We start from the raw sequence: 21,759 nt of genomic DNA, 5'->3' as shown, positions 1-21,759 counted from the left end.
TTTTCTTTATCTCAGTATGTTAAGATATTGTGTAATGTTGTCTTGATAAATCAAGATACCCATTGCAAAACGACTTAAGGTGGTTATTGCGGCGGGGCTCACCTCTTCCCATCCCGAACAGAGAAGTTAAGCCCGCCTGCGCAGATGGTACTGCAATTTGTGGGAGAGTATGTCGTCGCCTTTCTTTATCCTGATCAAAATTAGGATCTTAATCAAAGCCTCATCGTAAGATGAGGCTTTTTTTGTATATACTATTTTGTAAATTAAAATATTTTTGAAAAATATGCATATAAAGGAAAATAATAATAAGGTTTGTTGAATAATATACGTTAATTGGATATGTAAATAAGAAGTGGAGTTTAAGTTAAGTGACATTTTTATAATTATTTGATTGTTTGTTAAATTCCTTTATTGTCATATATTTCAAAGATCAATATATTCAACAACTTGAAGTCTCATTTGTTCTTTTGAGATGAGCTTATCGCCGTAGATTAATTCCGTTTTTAAAGATTTAAAAAAGCTATCTGCCACTGCTTTATCCCAACAATTTCCTGTTCTACTCATACCTCGAGTTACTTTATATGAGTCTAATACATTTGCAAATTTGTTATTAGCATACTAGACACCTCGATCGGAATGAAAAATTAATCCATTTTGTACAGTTCTGTTCCTAATTGCCATCTTCCAAGATGCTAAAGTTGTTTGCTTCGCCGGTTCGCAATCGCTCGGGTCTTTTGTACTCATTCCATCACTTAAGCTCCAGCCAATGATTTTCCTGTCATATAAATCCATTACAGTTGTTAAATACAAAAANCCTTCTTTCGTGTGAATATATGTAATATCTGAAACCCATGCTTTTGAGGGTTGAGAAACTAGAAATTGTCTATTTAATACATTTTCGACAAGTAAATAATTATGTTTAGAATCAGTGGTAATCTTGAATTTTTTGCTCAACTTACTTTTTAAAGTAAGTTGAGCAAAAAATTCAAGATTACCACTGATATTTTCGACAAGTAAATAATTATGTTTAGAATCAGTGGTAATCTTGAATTTTTTGCTCAACTTACTTTTTAAANCAAGTTCTCTCATGTATTTTGCAACTGTAATTCTTGAAATTTTATATCTTAAAATATTTAATTCCATTGTTATTCGGGGACTACCGTAGCGTTGTTTGGATTCAAAATAAAGGGCTGTAATTTTTTCTTTTAAAACAGTCATTTTCTGAAGTCGCTGAGAAATAGTAGCGGTTTTCCACCGGTAATAGCCACTCTGGCTGACATTTAAAACTTTACACATTTTCTCAATCGGAAATATNTTTGCATGATTTTTAATAAAACCAAATATCATCGACCGCTCTTGGAAAAAATGCCCACTGCTTTTTTTAATATATCTCGTTCTAATTCAGCTTCTTTTAATCTCGCCTCTAATTCGCTAATTAATTTTTGTTCTGCTGTCTGTTTTATAATTCCATTACCAGGAAAACTATTAGAACCAAACTTATCGTAATCCTTGCGCCATTTATAAAGCATACTAACTCGGATACCTAATTCTCTAGCTAATTCAGTAATGTTAGAACGTTCATTACTTAATTCTACAGCTTTTATCTTAAATGCTGCATCATATTTTTTTCTATCTGTTGTCATAAGTTAAAATTAAGGTTTTTTCTCTTAACTTAAACTCCTAGCTAAATTAGTATATCCACTTTTTACTATAAGAGCTAAAATTTTTTATCTTTTATACATAGCTCTTTTAATATTATGAGGAATCTAACCTCTTGATATTCATTATATAATTGTTTATCAATCATTTCTTTGATTACTCAAAGTAAAATATATCGTACGATATATTTAAGAATATTGTATCTTTAAATAGCATAAAATCTACTTAAATATTTCTTCCAATTATCCTATTTTTTAGAATATTTTCTACGAGTTCACTATTGCGATAATCAGTTTAAAAATTCTTAGCGTTAGATTTTTACAGCGGTCTAAGTTGTTGTTTTATAATTATGATTTGTAGTAGGTTAATTCTGAAAATTTTCAACGCTCAAATAAATTACATTTCGTATTTTATATAAACTTTATTCCGTAGTTCTTAAAATGCTCTCAAAATAAATTGACTACTTGAGTTCTCACACGATTATTATTTCAATTGCCATTCTTGTTTGGTAAAACATTGACTTTATTCAAAAAAAAATCACCTACAAATATAATTTGTAGGTGATTTTAATATGTATAACTGAAACTTAGTTAATTTACTTTTTTCAATTAGAATTGGTAACGAATACCTAATGCGATATCTGGTCCAAAATTATCATCTCTGAAATCATCTCCAAAATACAATTCTGGTCTAATATCTAAAGATAACATCAATGGAATATCAAAATTATATTCAATACCTAAGTTACCTGCAGCCAAGAAGTAAGTACCACTACTTTCAAAATCATTATCATTATGTTTTTTGTCGATACTATAACTTCCTACACCACCACCAACACCAGCATACCAATTGAATCCTCCGTCAATGTTCCAAACCCATTGGTATAATCCAACTAATTTAAACGAGTCATAATGATCATTATTTCTGATTCCTAAATCTACCTCTAAACGGTTGTTGCTTCCTAAAGCTCTTTGGTAAGAAATTTCTGCACCAAAACCATCATTATCTCCTAAACGTAAACCCAAAGCGTTTTTACTGATTTCTTGAGCATTCGATGCAAATGCTAAACCAACTAGCATTACTGCTGATAAAATTAATTTTTTCATAATTGTTTTATAAATGTTTGTCTTGCAAATATACCCTCATAAAATGAATTATAAGTTGTATTATTTTTAAATTGTGTTACAAAATTACATTAGTTTTTATATATAATTTTACTTGGATTTCAATTTCATTAATCTAGAAATTCCTCTATAGAATTTGAGCCTTGTTGTGGTATCGGTAGTTCGATTCCAAATTCAGAAAAATCGTTTAATTGATAGTTAATATCTGTTTTCGAATAAATCATTCCTACACCTTCAGCATAATACTGGAGGGATATAATTACATCTTGTGCATTGAGTATTGACACAGGAAATGGTGTATTGACAACGGGTATTAAGTAAACTGTGGATACTTTTAAGTTGGTAATAAGTTTAATCACTTTTACATTAGAATACGTTTCTTTTCCAGGAACAGTAAAAGTAGCTAATGATTCTTTAAAAAAGGTTTTTAAAGTATAATCAATTTTTAATGGAAGCCCGTCTAAATCTTGTTCCGCAGTCCCCGAAATAGCATCAAGTTGTGCATTAGCAATACTATTTTCTTTAAAAAGTATGAAATCATTAACTTCAATATTTACTGGGAGAAATTCAGCTAATCCCAAACCTGTACTTCCACTAATAAGTAATTTATCGCCACTTTTACGAATATTGTTATTGTTTAACGCATTCGTGTAAAATCCGTTTGGAACTTCTTTTGTTTTTAATTTTTGGTAAATGGTACCATTTATAGTATTTTCTCCGCTTACGTAAAGCGAATCTCGACCAATAAGTTCACCATTTAGTTTCACATCATAAACCCAGCTCGACGAGGCGTTTAAGGGTATAAATGGGCTTACAGGTCCACTAGAATCCCCATCGCTACTCGAGCACGAAGCTAGTGCGAGGAATAAAAGGCTGGCAATAATGTATAGTTTTTTCATGATTTAAATGAGTTTAAATTTTATGCTAATGTAGTATAAATATGTTTATGTTATAAATTCGTGACATTTTATTGATAGAGCAATTGTTTTTAGTATAAAAAGTGTTGTTCAAGTATTAAAATTATAGTGAAAATGCAATTTAACTATTTTATTTTATCTAATTTGTCTATCTATATATAGGGATCAGTGACAATTCAATGTTTTTAAATTTTAATACAGAAACGTTTTATACGTTATTGTAAAAGTTTACATTTGTTCTAAATCGTATCTAATATGGCGGGAAATAGCTTTGGAACTCTTTTTAAATTAATATCTTTTGGAGAATCGCATGGAGAAGCGTTAGGCGGAATAATTGATGGTTGTCCAGCAGGAATCAAATTGGATTTTCAAGCAATTCAAAACGAAATGACTCGGCGAAAGCCAGGTCAATCAGCCATTGTCACCCAAAGAAAAGAAGATGATGAAGTACAATTTCTTTCAGGAATCTTTGAAGGTAAAACCACAGGAATGCCAATAGGTTTTACGGTTTTAAATACCAATGAAAAATCAGGCGATTATTCGCACATTAAAGACGTATATCGACCAAGTCACGCCGATTACGTGTATGAAAAAAAATACGGAATTCGAGATTATCGTGGCGGTGGAAGAAGTTCAGCACGTGAAACTGTTTCTCGTGTCGTAGCAGGTGCGATTGCAAAACAAATTTTACCTCAAATAAAAATCAATGCTTTTGTTTCTTCTGTAGGTGAAATTTTTATCGACAAACCTTATCAGGATCTGGATTTCTCCAAAATTGAATCCAATGCTGTTCGTTGCCCCGATGAAAATACCGCTAAAAAGATGGAAGATTTCATCAAGGAAATTCGGAAAGAAGGCGACAGCGTTGGAGGGACTATTACTTGCGTTTTGCAAAATGTTCCTGTCGGTTTGGGTGAACCTGTTTTTGATAAACTGCATGCCGAATTAGGTAAAGCCATGTTATCCATAAATGCTGTCAAAGGTTTTGAATATGGAAGTGGATTCTGCGGAGCGAAAATGAAAGGGAGCGAACACAATGATTTGTACAATTCAGATGGCACTACCAAAACAAATTTATCAGGCGGTATTCAAGGTGGAATTTCAAACGGAATGGACATCTATTTTCGGGTAGCATTTAAACCTGTGGCTACCATTATGCAAAAGCAAGAAACCATAAATAAAGACGGGAATCTTGTAGAAATGCAAGGAAAAGGTCGTCATGACCCTTGTGTTGTTCCTAGAGCGGTTCCAATTGTTGAAGCAATGGCTGCCTTAGTTTTAGCAGATTTTTATTTAATAAACAAAACACAAAAATGAAGTTAGCTTTACATTGGAAAATATTAATTGGAATGATTCTCGGTTTAGCTTTTGGTTTGACCATGAAGAATTTAGAGTTGGTAGGAGTAGTAACGGATTGGATTAAGCCATTTGGGACAATTTTTATTAATCTCCTGAAAATGATTGCTGTTCCCTTAATTGTAGTTTCTTTAATTACTGGTTTAGCAGATTTAAAGGATATTTCAAAGCTATCCAAACTTGGCGGTCGAACAGTAGCTCTTTATTTGTTCACAACAGTTACTGCCGTTTCGATTGGTTTAGTATTGGCAAATGTAATCGAACCAGGAAGTTACATCAATGAAGTTTCTAGAGATACGCTGTTGGAAAGTTTTACCGGCGATGCGAATGCTAAAATTGAATTGGCTGCTTCCGCTAAAAATCAAGGTCCTTTACAACCTTTAGTCGATGTTGTGCCGGAGAATTTCTTTGAAGCGCTTACTGATAACGCCAGTATGCTAAAAGTGATTTTATTTACCATTCTTTTGGGTATTGGAATTATTCTAGTAGAAGAAAAACATTCGAAACCGGTCGTTGATTTTTTCAAAGGTCTAAATGAAGTTATATTGAAATTAATTGACATCATTATGCTTGGTGCTCCAATTGGTGTTTTTTCATTGATGGCTTCCTTGATGGTTGAAATTCCTGATTTTACAACGCTTGGTGCGTTACTGGTTTACGGCATGACGGTTTTACTTGGCTTGTTAATAATGACTTACATCGTTTATCCTACGTTACTTTACAGTTTTGCAAAAGTCGGACCAAGACGCTTTTTCTCTGCAATCGCTCCAGCCCAATTATTGGCTTTTTCAACAAGCTCAAGTGCAGCTACTTTACCTGTAACTTTAGAACGAGTTACGGAGCATTTAGGAGTTGATGAAGAAGTTTCAAGTTTCGTTTTACCTCTTGGTGCAACGGTAAATATGGATGGAACAAGTTTATACCAAGCTGTTGCCGCAGTTTTTATCGCTCAAGCAATGGGAATTCACCTCGATTTAACGACACAATTGATGATTGTAGTGACGGCGACATTAGCTTCTATTGGTTCAGCAGCAGTGCCAAGTGCGGGAATGGTAATGCTTGTTATTGTTTTAGGGCAAGCTGGAATTCCCGAAGCGGGTTTAGCGTTGATTTTTGCTATCGATCGACCACTCGATATGTGCCGAACGGTTGTGAATGTCACAAGTGATTCAGCTGTTGCCGTTATTGTGGGGAATTCCGTTGGCAAATTGCGAAAACCGGAAGACATCCATGAAAGAATACTGTAGTAAAATTCAAAATTTTTTTAAAAGTCAATTTTTTGTTTTTTAAAAAGATTCTTTTTTTTTCTACTATGAATCAGAATTTTAATAGTTTTTTAATTGATATAGGAGTAGATTAACAAATTTGGCACACTTTTAGAATATTCGACATTAGTAACCAAAAACTAATGTACCATGAAGAAATTTTACACAATTTGTCTTTTAGTAGTATGCCTTGGGATGTATGCCCAGGAAGCGGGAAAAGCGGGAGAGCTTCTGAAAAATGAAGTCAAAGACAATGAAAACAAAACGCAACAAAATACCCGACATTCAAATAAAGATAAAAATGGGGTTCCAACGACCAACAGAAATGGGAACAACAACGGCCGTCGAAATCCAATAAACAACAATGAGTACCGCTGGAATACGAATTATGGAACTTCAGAAGTGTTTTTGCGTATTCCTGAAAATGATCGGTTTACAGTAGAAATTGGAGATCAAATGATGAGTAACGCCACCGGAAAGTTTAGATTTTTTGACTTAAAAGCGGGACTCGTACCCATTTCAATTTACGATGATAATTTTCTGATTTATAGAACCAAAATTAGTTTAAGAAACAATACGAGAACGGTGCTTGACTTCTTTTCTGATTACGGTTTGTATCTTTTAGGAAATTATCCTCAAAATAAGCAGTCCTACGGATTCAACGAATGGGACGATGTATGGAATAATCCGTACGGAAATCAACAGAATGATTTTAATCCTAATTATGGAAATCAAGGATTTTACGGAAGTGTAATGAACAATCAGGAATTTAATACACTTTTGAAGACAATTAAACGAGAAGCTAATTTTGACGACAGTAAAAGTCAAATGATTTTCTCCATCGGAAAACACACTAATTTTACTGCGACACAAACTCGTGATTTGGTAAAACTGTTAAGTTTTGAAGACAATAGACTCGCACTAGCGAAACAACTGTTTTCTAAATGTGTGGATAAGAAAAATTTCTACCAAGTGTACGAAGCATTCAATTTTGAAAGTTCAAAAAGAGAATTAAGTACATTCATTTCAAATTATTAATAGAAAGGGAAGCAAATGCTTCCCTTTTTTATTTTTTTCAGCAGTAGTTAATACTGTTTTTTATACGCTTTTACGACTTGATTTATTTTCCCAAAAATTGATTTACCGTCCTGATCCTTCATTTCAATTTCAATTCGGTCGCCAAAACTCATAAATGGAGTAGTAGCTTTACCCTCTTTTATAATTTCCAAGCAACGTACTTCTGCTAAACAACTGGATCCATTGAGACTTCCCTGATTCGCAACTGTTCCCGAACCAATTACTGTTCCTGCCATTAAAGATCGTGTTTTAGCAGCATGTGCAATCAATTGTCCAAAGTCAAATACCATGTCAATACCTGCATTTGGCGATCCAATGAGTTTTCCGTTTAGAATGGAGTGTAACGGTAAATGAAGTTTTCCATCTTTCCAATCGCCTTCTAATTCATCTGGTGTAACAACAACTGGTGCAAACGAAGTCCACGGTTTCGACTGATAAAAACCAAATTGTTTTGATAATTCATTTGGAATCAGATTCCGTAACGAAACATCATTAATAATGGTAATTAATTTAATGTGATTTAACGCGTCCTTTGCCGTAGTTCCTGCTGGAACATCGTTTGTGATAACGGCTATTTCCGACTCAAAATCAATTCCCCAAGCTTCGTCTTCTATTTCTATATCGTCGTTCGGACCAATAAAAGCATCGGAAGCACCCATGTACATTAATGGATCGGTCCAAAATGATTCTGGTAATGCTGCATTTCTAGCTTTGCGAACTAATTCAACGTGGGTAACGTAAGCACTTCCGTCTGCCCAATGATATGCTCGTGGAAGTGGCGCCAAAATTCGTACAGCAGAAAAATCAAATGCATCGGATACTTTATTTGCATTTAAGTCTTCGTAAATGGTTTTTAATTTGGGTGCTATTTCTGCCCAATCATCAATGGCATCTTGCATCGTTTTTGCAATATCAAGTACTTTTACTGCTTTTGTCAATTCCTTATTTACGACTACTAATTGTCCGTCTCGTGTTTTATTGTCAATTGAAGCTAATTTCATTTGCTGTATTTATGGTATGATTTTTATGTTTTGTGCCAAATAAATTTACTAATAGAAACTTATTTTCACAATTGTAAAGATACCAAAATAATTTTGGAGCGAAAAGAAGAGTTGTGAATTCAATGAATAAGAAAACGTAGTTACAGGTATTCAGTTGGAGCGATTTTCCTAAGAACTCTAACGTAAGTAATTAAAAAACAGGAAATCATTAGAAAAATGTTGGCAAAAAAAAGGATAACTACTAGTAATTATCCTTTTCAATTCTAAAAAATATAAATTTTAGAGTGCTGCAGCTCCTGCTTCCGCAACTGTATGATCGTTTTCAACTGAACTTCCACTTACACCGATCGCACCAATAATTTCTCCTGAAGCATTTTTAATTGGAATACCTCCTGGAAATGTGATTAGTCCATTATTTGAATGTTCAATGTTGTACAAAGAACCTCCAGGCTGAGATAATTCACCAACGATTCCTGTATTCATATCAAAGAAACGAGCCGTTTTTGCTTTCTTAATTGAAATATCTAGCGAACCCAACCAAGCGCCATCCATACGGACAAATGCTACTAGATTTGCTCCTCCATCTACAATTGCAATATTCATTTTTGTGTCTATCGCTATTGCTTTTTCCTTTGCTATTGAAATTAATTTTTCTGCTTGTGCTAATGTAATATTCATCTTTGTTTATTTTAGTATCATTAATAATAATACAAAAATACTGCTCAATTTTGAATTTTATATTACGAATAAAGTTCAACAGCTTATGATAAAAGGTCATTTTTTAGCACGGTTTTTCTATTTTGAAATTTCTGTCGGATTACAACCGAACTTATTTTTGAAGGCAATGCTGAAATTAGACAAATTAGTATATCCGAAATCATGGTAAATATCGGAGGGTTTTAAAATTCCCAATGCTAAAGTTTCTTTTGCTTTCTGCAGTCTTTTATCTTGAATCCATTTTCCGGGAGAAATGGCATATTCTTTTATAAAATAACGTTTGAAGGTGGACAAACTCATGTTACACAGAAATGCGATTTCTCCTAATTTCAGGTTAGAATGCACATTGCTTTCTACAATTTTTCTAAAATCGGAAGTCTCCTTCACTACTAAAGAGTGTAAATAGAATTCAAACTTTTCGCCATATTTTTGTACTAAATAAAGCAGTAACTCTTCAAATTTTATGGAAAGTAAATTCTTTAAAAAAACAGGTGGCGCTTCACTAATAGTGTACAATGAATTCAGATAGGAAGTAATGTAGTTGTCATTTCTAATAATAAAATAAGGTACTTCATCTTCTAGTACTTTACAGTTTTTTGAATGTTTTTCTAAAAATTCTTGCAGTATTTTTTCAGAAAAAAAGAACAGCTTGCAGTAATAAGTAGATTCCTTTTCAAGTAATTCAGTCCAAAGCCAGTTTCCTTTTTTAAGTAACAACGACTGATCTTTATTGACAATAACAGATGTTCCGGCAAAATGAACTTGCTTTTTTCCAACTTGCAAAAAGCTAAACATATTCATGCCTAGATTAACTTTGCTTTTTACCACATCGTTCGTCATTTTAAAATCGTAGACAAATAAGTCTGGATTTTCAGTCTTTGAACTAAGATAGATTTCAGGAATATTTTCAATTGGCATCTGTTTACAAATCTTTTAGGTTTTAAAATTTAAGTTGGTACTATTTGGATAACCTTCAAAAAAAATTATTCTTCAATCCAATCACGAAACGAAGCCGTCGCACTTTGACTGGTTTTTAAAAATGTATTATAGCCTTTCATTTTTAATGCCAACGTATTTTTTGTATAACGTTCTATTTTTTCTAAATATTGTTTGTTTACAACTTCACTGCGGTTTATTCTGAAAAATTCGACAGGATTTAGTACTATTTCAATTTCCTTCAATGTAGGTTCACGCAAAAGATGTTTTTTTCCTAAGAAATCATTTGCAAAGATAACACCCTCGACCGCTTCAAAATAACTGATGTCAACGGTAGGTAAAAAGTAAATATTTTGGTGTGTATGAATTGTAAATCGACTTTTATAGGATTTTGGTTCGAACTTTTGTTCCATTAACCGAACTAGATGTTCTAATTGATTACTCTCACTACTTACTGCCGTTCGTAAGAGTAAAAATTTGCTCCATGCATTTTGAAATTGTTCTTTTGAAAATGGCTTTAGCAAATATGCAATTCCATTAGTGTCAAATGCATTCATCCAAAATTGGTCGTAAGCCGTTGTGAAAATAATCGGACATTTGACAGGAACTTGGCTGTATATTTCAAAAGCGGTGCCGTCAAGAAGCTCAATATCAGAAAAGATAACATCCACATCGTTATTTTGTAAAAAATCAATTCCCGATTCTACGGTGTCAATTTCTCCGACAAGTACTGTTGGCTCTTTCAATTCTTCTATAAACCGTTTCAGTTTTTTTCGAGCAGGTAATTCGTCTTCAATAAGGAGTACTTTTAGCATTGCGTTAGTTTTGGAATTAAAGGAATTCGGACGGAAAATAATGCATCATTCTGTTGAATTTCAACAGGAAGTTTACCAAGAAGATTATACTGAAGTTGCAGATTTTTTAACGCTCGACCTGAAGTACTTTTTGCATTTCTTTTGGGTCGGAATGTATTTGTAACGAATAAATCATCTGCAATAGTAATCTGAATGAAAACAGGATTTGCATGTGAACCCAAATTATGTTGCAGTGCATTTTCAATTAATAATTGCAAGGTGAGCGGTACAATAAAGCCTTCATGATTGTTTTGGGTAATTTCCAACTGATAAGCTGCACCGTATTTATGTGCGATTAACTTAAAATATTTGTCGGCAAATACAACCTCCTCATCAATTGAGATGATCTTTTGATCTGAAGCATTTAAAACATATCGGTAAATGTCAGCAAATTCATTTAGAAATTGGGATGCAATTTCTTTGTCCTCGTCAATCAGTTGGTCCAGAATATTCAGATTATTAAAGAGAAAATGGGGATTCAATTGTTGTTTCAGTTGACTTATTTTACTTTCTGAAAGCGCATTGTTAGAAAGAGTCAACTGGTGTTGATTTGCTTTGTTTTTCTGATAATAATAATAGGCGAGAAAAAAACTGCCGTAAATCAGTCCGTTCATTAAATCGGAGAGTGTAGATTGTAAAATCGTCTCTTTGTTAAAATTACGCTCCACCGTATTAAAAATTAGAGCAGTAATGAACCCCAAACTTTTTACCGCAATTAAATACACAAGAAGCGAAAAACCAAATATTTTGAAAAGAATTCCACTGTTGAATCGGTCTGTAGAATGCCATTTTTTTATAAAAAAGTGAATAATAAAAAACAGAAACCCACTACTTGCACAAGTAATAATCGCGGCTTCTGGAGTAAACGTGTACGAGGTAATTTCATTCCGGACCCACACCCGAATCTGGATGGATTGTGCATAAGCAAACAGAAACACAAAGGCGATGAATAATTTATGTTGTCCTATTTTCTGAAAATACTGCTTCATTTGGAATGCTTTAGGTATAGAACAAAAATAATCCTATTTTTCAATAGGACTATTTTTGACTGTATTATTTTTGTGGAAAAGAAGAAATAACGGCGCCTTTATCATCTAGAAAATCAAGCTTTGCATTATTCTCTTTATCAACATAAAACATCGCTCGTGGTTTGCCTTGATCGTCAAATAAAAACAGTCCATTGTTCTGGCTCTGTGTTTTACCAAGTAATACTCTAGGAACACCACCTACAAGTTCTTGCTTTTGATATTCTTTAAATCTTCGTTGCATTTCCTTTGGATCTGTTTTACGAAGCGCGTCCAACTCCTTCATAATTGCAGTAGTTTTAATTTGGGATTCCTTCGCTGGTCGGTCGTTAAATGCAAGGCTGCTGGAAACCATTCTTTTGTCGCCTTGTTGGTAATCTTGCGTAAGTAATTGCATCACTTGGTCGCCGTCGTATTGATCGTATGTTAAAGACAATCCTGAACTGTGGCCATTTTCATTTTTCGTTCCGTCGTAAATAAAACCGCCACATTCCATTCCGTCTTCGTTAAAAAACAACATTCCTGAACGTTTTTTTCGGTCCGCGGTCGTCGGTCGATTGTTAATTGTAGTTGATCCATTTGGAAATCGATCCACATTTGTAATCATCATTTTCACAGTTCCATCTTTCTCAACAATGTTAATGCGTTCTACGTCAATTTCAGTAAATCGTTGATTGCCATTTTTCTTGAATGAAGAAAAAGTCAACACCATCATGCCCATTACGGTGCAAACGGCAAATGCTCTTAAAAAAATCAGTTCTCGGTTCATGTTATATTATTTTGAGGTTAAACTTATTGGCTACAAATCTATTTTAAATAGATATTTTATTAAATAGCAAAACAATCAACCAAGGAATAAAACCGATAAATGCATGAAATTTGAGTTTAAATCAAATTTCAGAATGAATTTAAAAATGGTATTCAACTAAATTTTTTTGACGGAATTGCATTAAAGATTGCTAAATATCATCCATTAAATTCTGATTTAACAAATATTTGACTTTTAAAAAGGATCAGAATTAAAGTTAATACTTATGTTTGCTTTCGATGAAAAGACAATTACTTCATAACAATCGAATAGTGCTTTTTGCAATTGCATTATTGTTTTCACTTACGCCTTGTAAAGTGAAAGCATCTTTGTTTGAAAATTTTGGAATTTCTTATGAACAAACTTTAAACCAGAGTAAAGCGCCTTCAAATTGCAACAGTAGTTGTTTTATAAATCAAAAAGAAATTGGATTAAAATCAGCTGGAATTGCAACTCCTAAAATTGCTGTTGTAAGAAGATATTTTTCGATTAAAGAAAAAGTTGATAAAGAAATGCTTTTTACTAAAGTCATTTCATTACAACTTCCGCCCAAATACATCCTTTATAAACAATTTAAATTCGACGTGGTGTAATTTACGCATCACGACTTCTTTAAAAATTTTACGTTTATAAAATAGTTCCACATGAAAAATAATGCTATTATTCCTACCCAAAATTGGGCGGGACTTTTCACTTTATCCATCCGTTTAGTAATTGGTTGGACCTACTTTTCCGCTTTTTGGCGTCGGTTAGTATTAGAAAATAAATTAGATCCAGAACAAGCAGGTTACATTGGCGAGAAATTCAATCACTTTCTACCGAACGCTTTAGGTATAAAACCGATGATTGAATTCTTAGTTACAAACCCAGACCATCTTTGGTATTCCATGGTAGCATTCACCATCATTGAAGGAATTGTAGGACTACTTTTGATTCTTGGATTCTTTACACGATTGATGAGCATCGGTGTTTTTATGCTTGCAATGGGAATTTTACTGGGATCTGGATGGATAGGAACCACTTGTTTAGACGAATGGCAAATTGGCGTTTTAGGAATCGCTAGTGGATTTACTTTGTTCTTTAGCGGAAGTAGTTACTATTCGCTAGATTATTATTTTATGAAGAAAGCATCTAAATTCACGACAACAACATGGTTCAAATGGTTGGGTTCTGGTGAACTGCAATTTGCAAACATAAAACCAATTGTTTTGACAGGTGCTGTACTAATCTTTGGATTGACTTTATATACCAATCAATATTTTCATGGCGGTGTTTTTGGGACGTTACACAATAAATCGGTCAAGCCAAAAGTTGAAATTAGTGGCTTTACCATCAATCAATCGGAAATGAATTTTCAATTGTACAGAGTGGAAGGAGCAGATGTTTACGGTTCCTTTTTAATTAGAATTGATGTATTGGATTCTAAAAACAACGTAATTACGTCTTTAAATAATGATCAATTAGCAGCATTATCTTCCGATGCAATCAGAAATGTATATATTGCCAAAATTAAAGCAGGAGTACACAGTTTGATTATTCCTCTTGGATCAAAAGCGGTTGTAACGCTTCCTATTGATGAAAATAAGTTGCAAAAAGGACAAAAATACACTTTAAAGTTAACGGATATTAGTGGAATCACTTGGACTGCAACATCCGTTTATTAATTGCTAATCGTCCGCATAATTATTTTTTTGACACAGATTCAAAGGATTAAATAGATTTTATAATCAGTTTAATTCATTAAAATCTGTGGCAAAATTTACGTTCTATTCTAATTAGTGTTATACGTGTGAAAATTTAAATTAAAAAAAAGGACTTGTAAATGATTACAAGTCCTTTTCTATATAATTTACTTTGAGAAATCTACCTCAGCACAGCTTCTAATTCTGTTTCAAAGTTCTTCTTTAATTTAGACATAATCTTGTCAATCTGCAAATCAGTTAATGTTTTAGTTGCATCTTGAATCGTAAATCCTACTGCATACGATTTTTTACCTTCCGGTAAATTTTTCCCTTCATAAACGTCGAATAAATCAATATTTTTCAACAGTGATTTTTCAGTTTGTCGCGCAATTTTATAAATGCTATCAAACTGAACCGATTGATCTACAAGTAAGGCCAAATCACGTCGTACTTCAGGATATTTAGGAATGTCTGTAAATTTAATTTTACCTCCAACCAATTTTAAAATCGCGTTCCAGTTAAAGTCGGCATAAAAAACTTCTTGTTTAATATCAAAAGCTTTGGCAATTGATTTTTTGACTGTTCCAAATTGCACTACTTTTTCAGTTCCTATTGTAAATGCCATTCCTTCTACAAAAACGTCAGAAGTTGCAGGTTCGCTCTGTACTTTTTCCAATCCAAAACGGGATAAAATACTACTTACGTATCCTTTGAATAAAAAGAAATCACTTGCTTTTTGCGGATTTGTCCACGACGCTCCATCTTTAGCTCCTGTTACAAATAGAGTCAAGTGCTTTGGCTCTTCATAACCTGCGGGTAATTTATGATAGGTTTTTCCAAATTCATAAAACTTCAAATCGGTCGCACGACGGTTGATGTTATACGATAAAGCTTCTAGTCCGGAGAACAAAAGTGATTGTCGCATTGCTGATAAATCGCGGCTCAACGGATTGAGTATCGTTACATTAAATTCTTCTTTTAAATCATCTGAAAGTTTAATGTAATCCGGCGAAGTCAAAGAATTTGCCATCATTTCATTAAACCCTAAACCGTTTAAAAGACCGCCAACAATATTCTGCATTTTATAATCTTCATTTCGAGGAGCATTAGCAACAGATGCATTTAGTTTTTTACTGAAACTGATATTATTGTATCCGTAAACGCGTAAAATTTCTTCAATTACATCTACATCGCGTTGCACATCCACACGATAGCTTGGAATTGTCAAGCCTAAGCCTACGTCTGAAACGCTATTGACTTTAATGTCTAATGAAGCCAGAATCTTTTTGATCGTTTCTTTTGATAGATCTTCACCAATAATTTTAGCAGTCTTCGTGTAGTTCAAAACCACAGAATGATCTTCAATTTTCTTTGGATAAATATCGGTAATGTCTGAAGTAATTTCTCCACCGGCTAATTCGATAATCAAATTTGCCGCACGTTTCAATGCATATTCTGTAATTGTTGGATCTATACCTCTTTCAAAACGGAAGGAAGCATCGGTACTCAACGAATGTCTTTTAGCAGTTTTTCGAATAGAAACAGGATTAAAATAAGCACTTTCTAAAAATAAAGTACTCGTATTTTCTTTAACTCCTGAATTGATTCCACCTAAAACGCCTGCAAAACACATTGGTCCGTTTTCGTCACAAATCATTAAATCTTCCTCGTGCAACGTACGTTCTACATCATCTAAAGTGGTGAATTTTGTTCCGGCAGGAAGTGTTTTTACCACAACTTTATTGCCTTTTATTTTTGCAGCATCAAAAGCATGAAGAGGTTGTCCCAATTCGTGCAAAACGTAATTTGTGATGTCTACTATATTGTTTTTAGGAGTTATACCTATTGATTTTAGTCGGTTTTGCAACCAATCAGGAGAAGGTTTTACTGTAATTCCTGATATGGTAACGCCACAATATCTTGGTGCTAATTTGCTGTCTTCAACTGAAACATCCATTTTCAAAATGCGTTTGTCCACTCTGAAATTCGAAACCGAAGGTGTAATAAATTCGGTTGAGATATTTTTTTGCTGCATTCCAGCTCTTAAATCTCGTGCAACACCCATGTGGCTCATTGCGTCTGCACGATTTGGCGTTAAGCCAATTTCAAAAACTTCGTCATTTTCAATATTGAAGACTTGAGAAGCGGTTGTTCCAGGAATTAAATCTTCGTCCAAAACCATAATTCCTTCGTGGCTCGTTCCAAGACCCAATTCGTCTTCGGCACAAATCATTCCGTGGCTTTCTTGGTCGCGAATTTTACCTTTTTTGATTACAAATGATTTTCCATCCGCGTCGTAAAGTGTGGTTCCAATAGTCGCTACAGGCACTTTTTGTCCTGCTGCAACATTAGAAGCACCACAAACAATCTGCACAGGAATTCCCGTACCAATATCAACAGTAGTTACTTTCAGTCGGTCTGCATTTGGATGCTGTACACAAGTCAAAACATGTCCTACTACAATTCCCTCTAAACCTCCTTTTACAGATTGAAATTTTTCAACACCTTCTACTTCTAAACCTAAATCGGTCAGTAAAGTAGCGGTTTCTTCAGAAGTCCAGTCGGTTTTGATAAATTGCTTTAACCAGTTGTAAGAAATTTTCATTTGCTTGTAATTTGTTTGGGTATTTAAAATCGAATGCAAATATAATCATTGCGAATTGGAGTTGGAAAGAATATTCGTGCTTTTTTACTCCGATAAAATTTAGTAGTGAAATTGATTTTAATACGACACTGCAGAAACAGAAGTCATTTAAATTGAAAATAATAATACCCCAATTTTGCAAATTATAATAATGTCAATTTGTTTATTTTCGGAAAAATTACCTATTTGTATGGTAAAAGAATATAAGTACTTCGAATTGAAATAAAATCTTGTAAAAAGAACTCTAAAAAATCATTTAAGTAACACTTTATTAATTCAAATCCAAATTTCCCGCTAATTCCTTCAAAGCAATTTCAGATAACTTCGCTTGAAATTGAGCCGAATTATTTCTGAACTTAGCATTCACATAATTCAATTGAGCCGTCCTAAATTCAACAGTAGTAATCGTTCCAATTTTGAATTTTTCTAACGTAATATCTAGATTTTGCTCCGCAATTTTCTCGTTTTTATCTTCCAATTCCGTCAGTTGAATGTTGGTTAAATAAGTGTTATATGCCGTTAATAGATGTGATTCCAACTGCGTTTTTTGTTGTTCTAAATAAATTTCTGCATTCTGTACATTGATTTTTGCGACCTTTTCATTCCTATTTTGCAAACTCCCGTTGAAAATATTCATTCGAGCATTTACGCCATAAACTAAACCATTTCCAGTGGATTGCGATACAAATCCCAACGACGATTCTGAACGTGTAAAATTATAGCCTGAACTCAGTTCAATAGTAGGGTAGCGGTCGCCTTTCACTTGCTTAAGCGAAAGTTCGGCAATTCGTTTGTTTAAAAGTTGCATCTGCAATTGTGGATTTTGACTCGAAACTTTTGTTTTTAAATCGGCAAGCTGCAATGCTTTATCAATAATAACTTCTTCAGAAACTAAGAATTCAGAAGTCAAATCTCTTGCTAAAAGTTCGTTTAAAGCCGTTTTCGTATTCGAATACAATTCTTTCTGACGCAGCAAATTGGTATTGTCTGTATTCCAATCTACTTCTGCATTTAATACTTCTAACTTCGATGCCTTCCCAATTGTGTACCGGTTTTTTGCTAAATCCAATCGAAGTTGAGAAATAACTAAAGTCGTATCCAACACTTTTAATTGCTGTTGTTGTTGTACAATTTGATAATACGTTTCTAAAACAGTTCCTACTTTACTCAAAATTGTAAACTGAAGTTCAGTATTCCCCAATTGCTCCATTTGCTTCAACTGTTCGTGTTTGGCAAACATTTTAAAACCATCAAAAACCGTCCAATTCAATGCCAAACCATAAGACAAATTCATGTTTTTGGCATTTTTTAAATCTCTAATCGATCCGTCAGATTGCGTTTGTTTCGTATCTAAAATACTATTCGAATTCGTCAAAACAGCATCTAAATTCGGCACTATTCCGGCATTCGCCAAACTTACGTTCGTTGCGTCAATTTTTGCATTATTACTCGCAATTTGAATGTCGAAATTATTTTCTAAAGCAATTTTAACCGCGTTTTCCACAGTCAAAATTTCTTGGCTAAAAGCTTGGTTTGTACTTCCTAAAAAAAACAGAACAGCTAAAGTATATTGGGCTATTTTAAATTTCATTTTCATATTCTTTTACGTGGTCAAATTCAGGATGGTGTTTGCGTTCTCTCGACCACATTAAGTAAATCGATGGGATTACAAATAAGGTCAAAACAAGTGAAAATAAAGTTCCACCAACGATAACAACTCCCATTCCTATTCGGCTTGTGGATGCGGCACCCAATGACAAAGCAATTGGTAATGCTCCTAAAGCAATCGTTAAACTAGTCATTAAAATAGGTCGTAATCGGGATTCTGAAGCTTCCACAATGGCATCGTATTTCGATTTTCCTTGTTCGCGCAATTGATTGGCAAACTCGACAATTAAAATTCCGTTTTTAGTTACCAAACCAATCAGCATAATCGTTCCAATTTGACTAAAAATATTCCAAGTCTGTCCAAACAACCACAACGAAAACATCGCTCCAGCAATTGCCATTGGAACAGTCAAAATAATAATAAATGGGTCGATAAAACTTTCAAATTGAGCCGATAAGATTAAGAAAATAAGTAATAATGCTAATCCAAAAGCAAAAGCGGTGTTAGAACTACTTTCAACAAAATCGCGCGATTCTCCGCCTAAATCAGTTGTAAAACTGTCGTCTAATACTTTCTCCTTGATCGATTCCATTGCGGCAATTCCTTCACCCATACTTTTTCCAGGGGCTAAACTCGCAGAAACGGTAGCCGACATATATCTATTATTATGATACAATTGGGGTGGACTGCTTTGTTCTTCAATAGTAACAACATTATCCAATTGAATCAATCTTCCTTCTTTGTTTTTTACAAAAATAGAAGTCAAATCCATTGGTGTATCTCTGTCTTTTTTGTCAAATTGTCCAATGACTTGGTACTGTTTTCCATTCATCATAAAGTAACCAAAACGCTGTCCACTCAAAGAAAGTTGTAAGGTTTGCGCCACATCAATTACAGAAATCCCTAGACTTTGCGCTTTTTCACGGTCAATTGTTACGTAAACTTCCGGCTTGTTAAATTTCAAATTCACGTCCGTTACAGAGAACGTTGGGTCATTTGCCGCAGCATCCATAAACTCAGGGATTTTTTCCTGCAATTTTTCAAAATTTTGTGCTTGAATAATATATTGAATCGGAAATCCACCACCACGACCTACAGAAATCGTTGGTGATTCAGAGACGGAAACTTTTGCTTCTGAATATTGTTTGGTCCAACCACTTAACTCTTGAACAATTTCACTCTGTGTTTTTTCACGTTCGCCCGGTTCTACTAAACGAATTCGAGCTCGACCACTATTCACTGAAGAGGAACCCCAACCTGGTGAAGTGATTATCAAACTCACCTTTTTCTCCGGAATGGAATCGTTGATTAATTCGGTTAATTCATTCATGAATCGGTCCATGTAATCGTAAGAAACACCTTCTGGAGCCGAAACATTTAGACTGATAAAACTTCTATCGTCGTAAGGAGCAGTTTCTTTTTTCAGTAGTGAATAAAACAGAACAATAAGACCAATACAACCAATGATAATTGGAAAACTAATCCATTTTTTAACCATAAATCGCTTCAGAGAATTGGCATAAGTGGTATTCATTTTAACGAAATAGGGTTCAGTCATGTCGTAGAATTTCGACCTTTTCTGTTCGCCTTTTTTCATCAAATAAGCGTTCAACATTGGTGTTAAAGTCAACGAAACAAAAGCAGAAATTAAAACTGCCGCACCAATGACGACGCCAAATTCCCTAAAGAGTCGACCTACAAATCCTTCTAGAAATATCACAGGTAAAAATACTGCCGCTAACGTAATCGAAATCGAAATTACGGCGAAGAAAATCTCGTTTGAACCTTTAATTGCCGCTTCAATGGGCGACATGCCTTCTTCTACTTTTTTGAAAATGTTTTCAGTGACTACAATTCCGTCATCTACTACTAATCCGGTTGCTAAAACAATGGCTAGAAGTGTCAACACATTTATTGAAAATCCGAACAACCACATGATAAAAAACGTTGCGATAAGCGAAACGGGAATATCAATTAAAGGTCGGAATGCGATTGCCCAATTTCTAAAGAATAAATAGATAATTAAAATTACTAAAACAATCGAAATCAGTAGTGTCTCAGCTACTTCTTCAACAGCTCGTTTTACGAAAATCGTATTGTCAATGGCGACATTTAATTTAAAATCTTTAGGTAAATCCTTTTCGATTTTATCGTATTCTTTGTAAAAAGCATTCGCAATATCCAGATAATTGGTTCCTGGTTGCGGCACGATTGCCATTCCTACCATTGGTTGGCCCGAATCACTCAATTTTGTTTCTAAATTTTCAGCTTCTAAAGCTGCTTTTCCAACATCAATTAAACGAACCACTCTGTCGCCATCTGCTAGAATAATGATGTTATTGAACTCGTCTTCTGTAGAAAGATTGCCTAATGTTTTAACGGTTAATTCAGTGTTGGCTCCGGTTAATTTCCCTGAAGGAAGTTCCACGTTTTGTGCATTCAAAGCCGTTCGAACATCCGAAGTCGTCAATCCGTATGAAGCTAATTTTGAAGGGTCAATCCAAAGTCGCATCGCGTATTTTCTCTGTCCCCAAATTTGAACACTACTCACGCCAGGAATCGTCTGAAGTCTTTGTGCAACTACATTTTCAGCATAATCCGAAAGTTCAATTACGTTCTTATTATCACTTTGAATGGTCATCGTAATAATCGCATCTGAATTGGCATCGGCCTTGGAAACTACCGGTGGCGCGTCAATATCTTGTGGCAAACTGCGAATCGCTTGAGAAACTTTATCTCGAACGTCATTCGCCGCTTCTTCTAGATTTTTATCTAAATTGAATTCGATATTAATATTGCTCGAACCTTGATTACTCGAAGAAGTTATATTCCGAATTCCATCAATAGAGTTGATTGCTTTTTCTAGCGGTTCAGTGATTTGAGATTCAATAATATCCGCATTGGCACCCGAATAATTGGTGCGAACTGAAATTTGAGCCGGGTCAATGGATGGGAATTCTCGAACGCCAAGATAGGTATAACCAATAATTCCGAACAGCACGATGGCAAGGTTCATCACAATGGTCAAAACCGGACGTTTAATACTTAAGGTAGATAAACTCATTAGATTTTAGATTTAGGATTT

The 21,759-nt window shown here is 34.1% G+C and carries 19 protein-coding genes and 1 rRNA gene; 6 read left to right on the top strand and 14 right to left on the bottom strand.

Going from position 1 to position 21,759, the window contains the following annotated elements; all coding sequences use genetic code 11:
• Window positions 1–75: 75 nt before the first annotated feature.
• Window positions 76–184 (top strand): 5S ribosomal RNA (gene rrf, locus YWA_RS0105265).
• A gap of 239 nt (window positions 185–423) precedes the next feature.
• Here the strand turns inward: rrf and YWA_RS15885 are convergent.
• The 5 genes from YWA_RS15885 to YWA_RS0105245 all read right to left on the bottom strand — a co-directional run bounded on the left by YWA_RS15885 (window position 424) and on the right by YWA_RS0105245 (window position 3,682).
• The gene (locus YWA_RS15885) at window positions 424–564 is read right to left on the bottom strand and encodes an IS3 family transposase (protein ID WP_084683002.1); all 141 of its coding nucleotides are present in this window, start codon (window positions 562–564) and stop codon (window positions 424–426) included.
• Between the two features lie 54 nt (window positions 565–618).
• Window positions 619–1,218, bottom strand: coding sequence for a DDE-type integrase/transposase/recombinase (locus tag YWA_RS15320; protein ID WP_449528474.1), 600 nt, complete (start codon window positions 1,216–1,218; stop codon window positions 619–621).
• A gap of 125 nt (window positions 1,219–1,343) precedes the next feature.
• Window positions 1,344–1,643 carry an IS3 family transposase gene (locus YWA_RS0105255; protein ID WP_026718604.1) on the bottom strand — a complete coding sequence of 100 codons (300 nt, stop codon included), beginning with the start codon at window positions 1,641–1,643 and terminating at the stop codon, window positions 1,344–1,346.
• A 624-nt stretch (window positions 1,644–2,267) separates the two neighbouring features.
• Window positions 2,268–2,765, bottom strand: a complete 498-nt coding sequence (locus tag YWA_RS0105250; protein ID WP_022827451.1) for a hypothetical protein — start codon at window positions 2,763–2,765, stop codon at window positions 2,268–2,270.
• Between the two features lie 128 nt (window positions 2,766–2,893).
• The gene (locus YWA_RS0105245; protein ID WP_157505302.1) at window positions 2,894–3,682 is read right to left on the bottom strand and encodes a hypothetical protein; all 789 of its coding nucleotides are present in this window, start codon (window positions 3,680–3,682) and stop codon (window positions 2,894–2,896) included.
• 273 nt (window positions 3,683–3,955) lie between these two features.
• Here YWA_RS0105245 and aroC point away from each other — a divergent pair, with 273 nt between their 5' ends.
• The 3 genes from aroC to YWA_RS0105230 all read left to right on the top strand — a co-directional run bounded on the left by aroC (window position 3,956) and on the right by YWA_RS0105230 (window position 7,359).
• Window positions 3,956–5,017: a chorismate synthase gene (gene aroC, locus YWA_RS0105240; protein ID WP_022827450.1), complete on the top strand. Its 1,062-nt coding sequence runs from the start codon at window positions 3,956–3,958 to the stop codon at window positions 5,015–5,017.
• A complete protein-coding gene (locus YWA_RS0105235; RefSeq protein WP_022827449.1) occupies window positions 5,014–6,303 on the top strand; it encodes a dicarboxylate/amino acid:cation symporter in 1,290 nt (429 codons plus the stop codon). The genes aroC and YWA_RS0105235 overlap by 4 nt, the downstream gene beginning before the upstream one ends.
• A 168-nt stretch (window positions 6,304–6,471) precedes the next feature.
• On the top strand, window positions 6,472–7,359 hold the full coding sequence (locus YWA_RS0105230) for a DUF4476 domain-containing protein (protein ID WP_022827448.1): 888 nt from the start codon (window positions 6,472–6,474) through the stop codon (window positions 7,357–7,359).
• A gap of 47 nt (window positions 7,360–7,406) precedes the next feature.
• Here the strand turns inward: YWA_RS0105230 and YWA_RS0105225 are convergent, their stop codons facing one another.
• The 6 genes from YWA_RS0105225 to YWA_RS0105200 all read right to left on the bottom strand — a co-directional run bounded on the left by YWA_RS0105225 (window position 7,407) and on the right by YWA_RS0105200 (window position 12,700).
• The gene (locus tag YWA_RS0105225) at window positions 7,407–8,399 is read right to left on the bottom strand and encodes a fumarylacetoacetate hydrolase family protein (protein ID WP_022827447.1); all 993 of its coding nucleotides are present in this window, start codon (window positions 8,397–8,399) and stop codon (window positions 7,407–7,409) included.
• 279 nt (window positions 8,400–8,678) lie between these two features.
• Window positions 8,679–9,077 carry a GlcG/HbpS family heme-binding protein gene (locus YWA_RS0105220; protein ID WP_022827446.1) on the bottom strand — a complete coding sequence of 133 codons (399 nt, stop codon included), beginning with the start codon at window positions 9,075–9,077 and terminating at the stop codon, window positions 8,679–8,681.
• A 117-nt stretch (window positions 9,078–9,194) separates the two neighbouring features.
• Window positions 9,195–10,034 (bottom strand): helix-turn-helix domain-containing protein, encoded by an 840-nt coding sequence (locus YWA_RS0105215; RefSeq protein WP_022827445.1) that lies wholly within the window; start codon window positions 10,032–10,034, stop codon window positions 9,195–9,197.
• 65 nt (window positions 10,035–10,099) lie between these two features.
• Entirely contained in the window at window positions 10,100–10,867 is a 768-nt protein-coding gene (locus YWA_RS0105210; protein WP_022827444.1) for a LytR/AlgR family response regulator transcription factor, read from the bottom strand.
• On the bottom strand, window positions 10,861–11,895 hold the full coding sequence (locus tag YWA_RS15315; protein WP_022827443.1) for a sensor histidine kinase: 1,035 nt from the start codon (window positions 11,893–11,895) through the stop codon (window positions 10,861–10,863). Before YWA_RS15315 ends, YWA_RS0105210 begins: the two co-directional genes overlap by 7 nt.
• Window positions 11,896–11,959: 64 nt before the next feature.
• Entirely contained in the window at window positions 11,960–12,700 is a 741-nt protein-coding gene (locus YWA_RS0105200; RefSeq protein WP_022827442.1) for a hypothetical protein, read from the bottom strand.
• Window positions 12,701–12,978: 278 nt separating this feature from the next.
• Here YWA_RS0105200 and YWA_RS0105195 point away from each other — a divergent pair, with 278 nt between their 5' ends.
• Together YWA_RS0105195 and YWA_RS0105190 are read left to right on the top strand one after the other, a co-directional pair.
• The gene (locus YWA_RS0105195) at window positions 12,979–13,332 is read left to right on the top strand and encodes a hypothetical protein (protein ID WP_022827441.1); all 354 of its coding nucleotides are present in this window, start codon (window positions 12,979–12,981) and stop codon (window positions 13,330–13,332) included.
• Between the two features lie 51 nt (window positions 13,333–13,383).
• Window positions 13,384–14,403 carry a TQO small subunit DoxD gene (locus tag YWA_RS0105190; RefSeq protein WP_022827440.1) on the top strand — a complete coding sequence of 340 codons (1,020 nt, stop codon included), beginning with the start codon at window positions 13,384–13,386 and terminating at the stop codon, window positions 14,401–14,403.
• Window positions 14,404–14,602: 199 nt separating this feature from the next.
• On the opposite strand, the gene pheT is transcribed toward YWA_RS0105190, so the two are convergent.
• The 3 genes from pheT to YWA_RS0105175 form a co-directional block, all read right to left on the bottom strand.
• On the bottom strand, window positions 14,603–17,026 hold the full coding sequence (gene pheT, locus YWA_RS0105185) for a phenylalanine--tRNA ligase subunit beta (protein ID WP_022827439.1): 2,424 nt from the start codon (window positions 17,024–17,026) through the stop codon (window positions 14,603–14,605).
• Window positions 17,027–17,336: 310 nt separating this feature from the next.
• Window positions 17,337–18,656, bottom strand: coding sequence for a TolC family protein (locus tag YWA_RS0105180; protein ID WP_316928397.1), 1,320 nt, complete (start codon window positions 18,654–18,656; stop codon window positions 17,337–17,339).
• Window positions 18,646–21,738, bottom strand: a complete 3,093-nt coding sequence (locus YWA_RS0105175; RefSeq protein WP_026718602.1) for an efflux RND transporter permease subunit — start codon at window positions 21,736–21,738, stop codon at window positions 18,646–18,648. The genes YWA_RS0105180 and YWA_RS0105175 overlap by 11 nt, the downstream gene beginning before the upstream one ends.
• Window positions 21,739–21,759 lie beyond the last annotated feature (21 nt).

Source organism: Flavobacterium antarcticum DSM 19726 (assembly GCF_000419685.1).
Lineage (GTDB): Bacteria > Bacteroidota > Bacteroidia > Flavobacteriales > Flavobacteriaceae > Flavobacterium > Flavobacterium antarcticum.
This window is presented reverse-complemented; position numbering and strand designations above follow the sequence as displayed.

Excerpts from the sequence above, each read along its gene's own strand:
- YWA_RS15885 (WP_084683002.1), bottom strand. The coding sequence starts at position 564 with ATGAGTAGAACAGGAAATTGTTGGGATAAAGCAGTGGCAGATAGCTTT.
- YWA_RS0105255 (WP_026718604.1), bottom strand. The coding sequence starts at position 1,643 with ATGACAACAGATAGAAAAAAATATGATGCAGCATTTAAGATAAAAGCT.
- YWA_RS0105250 (WP_022827451.1), bottom strand. The coding sequence starts at position 2,765 with ATGAAAAAATTAATTTTATCAGCAGTAATGCTAGTTGGTTTAGCATTT.
- YWA_RS0105245 (WP_157505302.1), bottom strand. The coding sequence starts at position 3,682 with ATGAAAAAACTATACATTATTGCCAGCCTTTTATTCCTCGCACTAGCT.
- aroC (WP_022827450.1), top strand. The coding sequence starts at position 3,956 with ATGGCGGGAAATAGCTTTGGAACTCTTTTTAAATTAATATCTTTTGGA.
- YWA_RS0105235 (WP_022827449.1), top strand. The coding sequence starts at position 5,014 with ATGAAGTTAGCTTTACATTGGAAAATATTAATTGGAATGATTCTCGGT.
- YWA_RS0105230 (WP_022827448.1), top strand. The coding sequence starts at position 6,472 with ATGAAGAAATTTTACACAATTTGTCTTTTAGTAGTATGCCTTGGGATG.
- YWA_RS0105225 (WP_022827447.1), bottom strand. The coding sequence starts at position 8,399 with ATGAAATTAGCTTCAATTGACAATAAAACACGAGACGGACAATTAGTA.
- YWA_RS0105220 (WP_022827446.1), bottom strand. The coding sequence starts at position 9,077 with ATGAATATTACATTAGCACAAGCAGAAAAATTAATTTCAATAGCAAAG.
- YWA_RS0105215 (WP_022827445.1), bottom strand. The coding sequence starts at position 10,034 with ATGCCAATTGAAAATATTCCTGAAATCTATCTTAGTTCAAAGACTGAA.
- YWA_RS0105210 (WP_022827444.1), bottom strand. The coding sequence starts at position 10,867 with ATGCTAAAAGTACTCCTTATTGAAGACGAATTACCTGCTCGAAAAAAA.
- YWA_RS15315 (WP_022827443.1), bottom strand. The coding sequence starts at position 11,895 with ATGAAGCAGTATTTTCAGAAAATAGGACAACATAAATTATTCATCGCC.
- YWA_RS0105200 (WP_022827442.1), bottom strand. The coding sequence starts at position 12,700 with ATGAACCGAGAACTGATTTTTTTAAGAGCATTTGCCGTTTGCACCGTA.
- YWA_RS0105195 (WP_022827441.1), top strand. The coding sequence starts at position 12,979 with ATGAAAAGACAATTACTTCATAACAATCGAATAGTGCTTTTTGCAATT.
- YWA_RS0105190 (WP_022827440.1), top strand. The coding sequence starts at position 13,384 with ATGAAAAATAATGCTATTATTCCTACCCAAAATTGGGCGGGACTTTTC.
- pheT (WP_022827439.1), bottom strand. The coding sequence starts at position 17,026 with ATGAAAATTTCTTACAACTGGTTAAAGCAATTTATCAAAACCGACTGG.
- YWA_RS0105180 (WP_316928397.1), bottom strand. The coding sequence starts at position 18,656 with ATGAAATTTAAAATAGCCCAATATACTTTAGCTGTTCTGTTTTTTTTA.
- YWA_RS0105175 (WP_026718602.1), bottom strand. The coding sequence starts at position 21,738 with ATGAGTTTATCTACCTTAAGTATTAAACGTCCGGTTTTGACCATTGTG.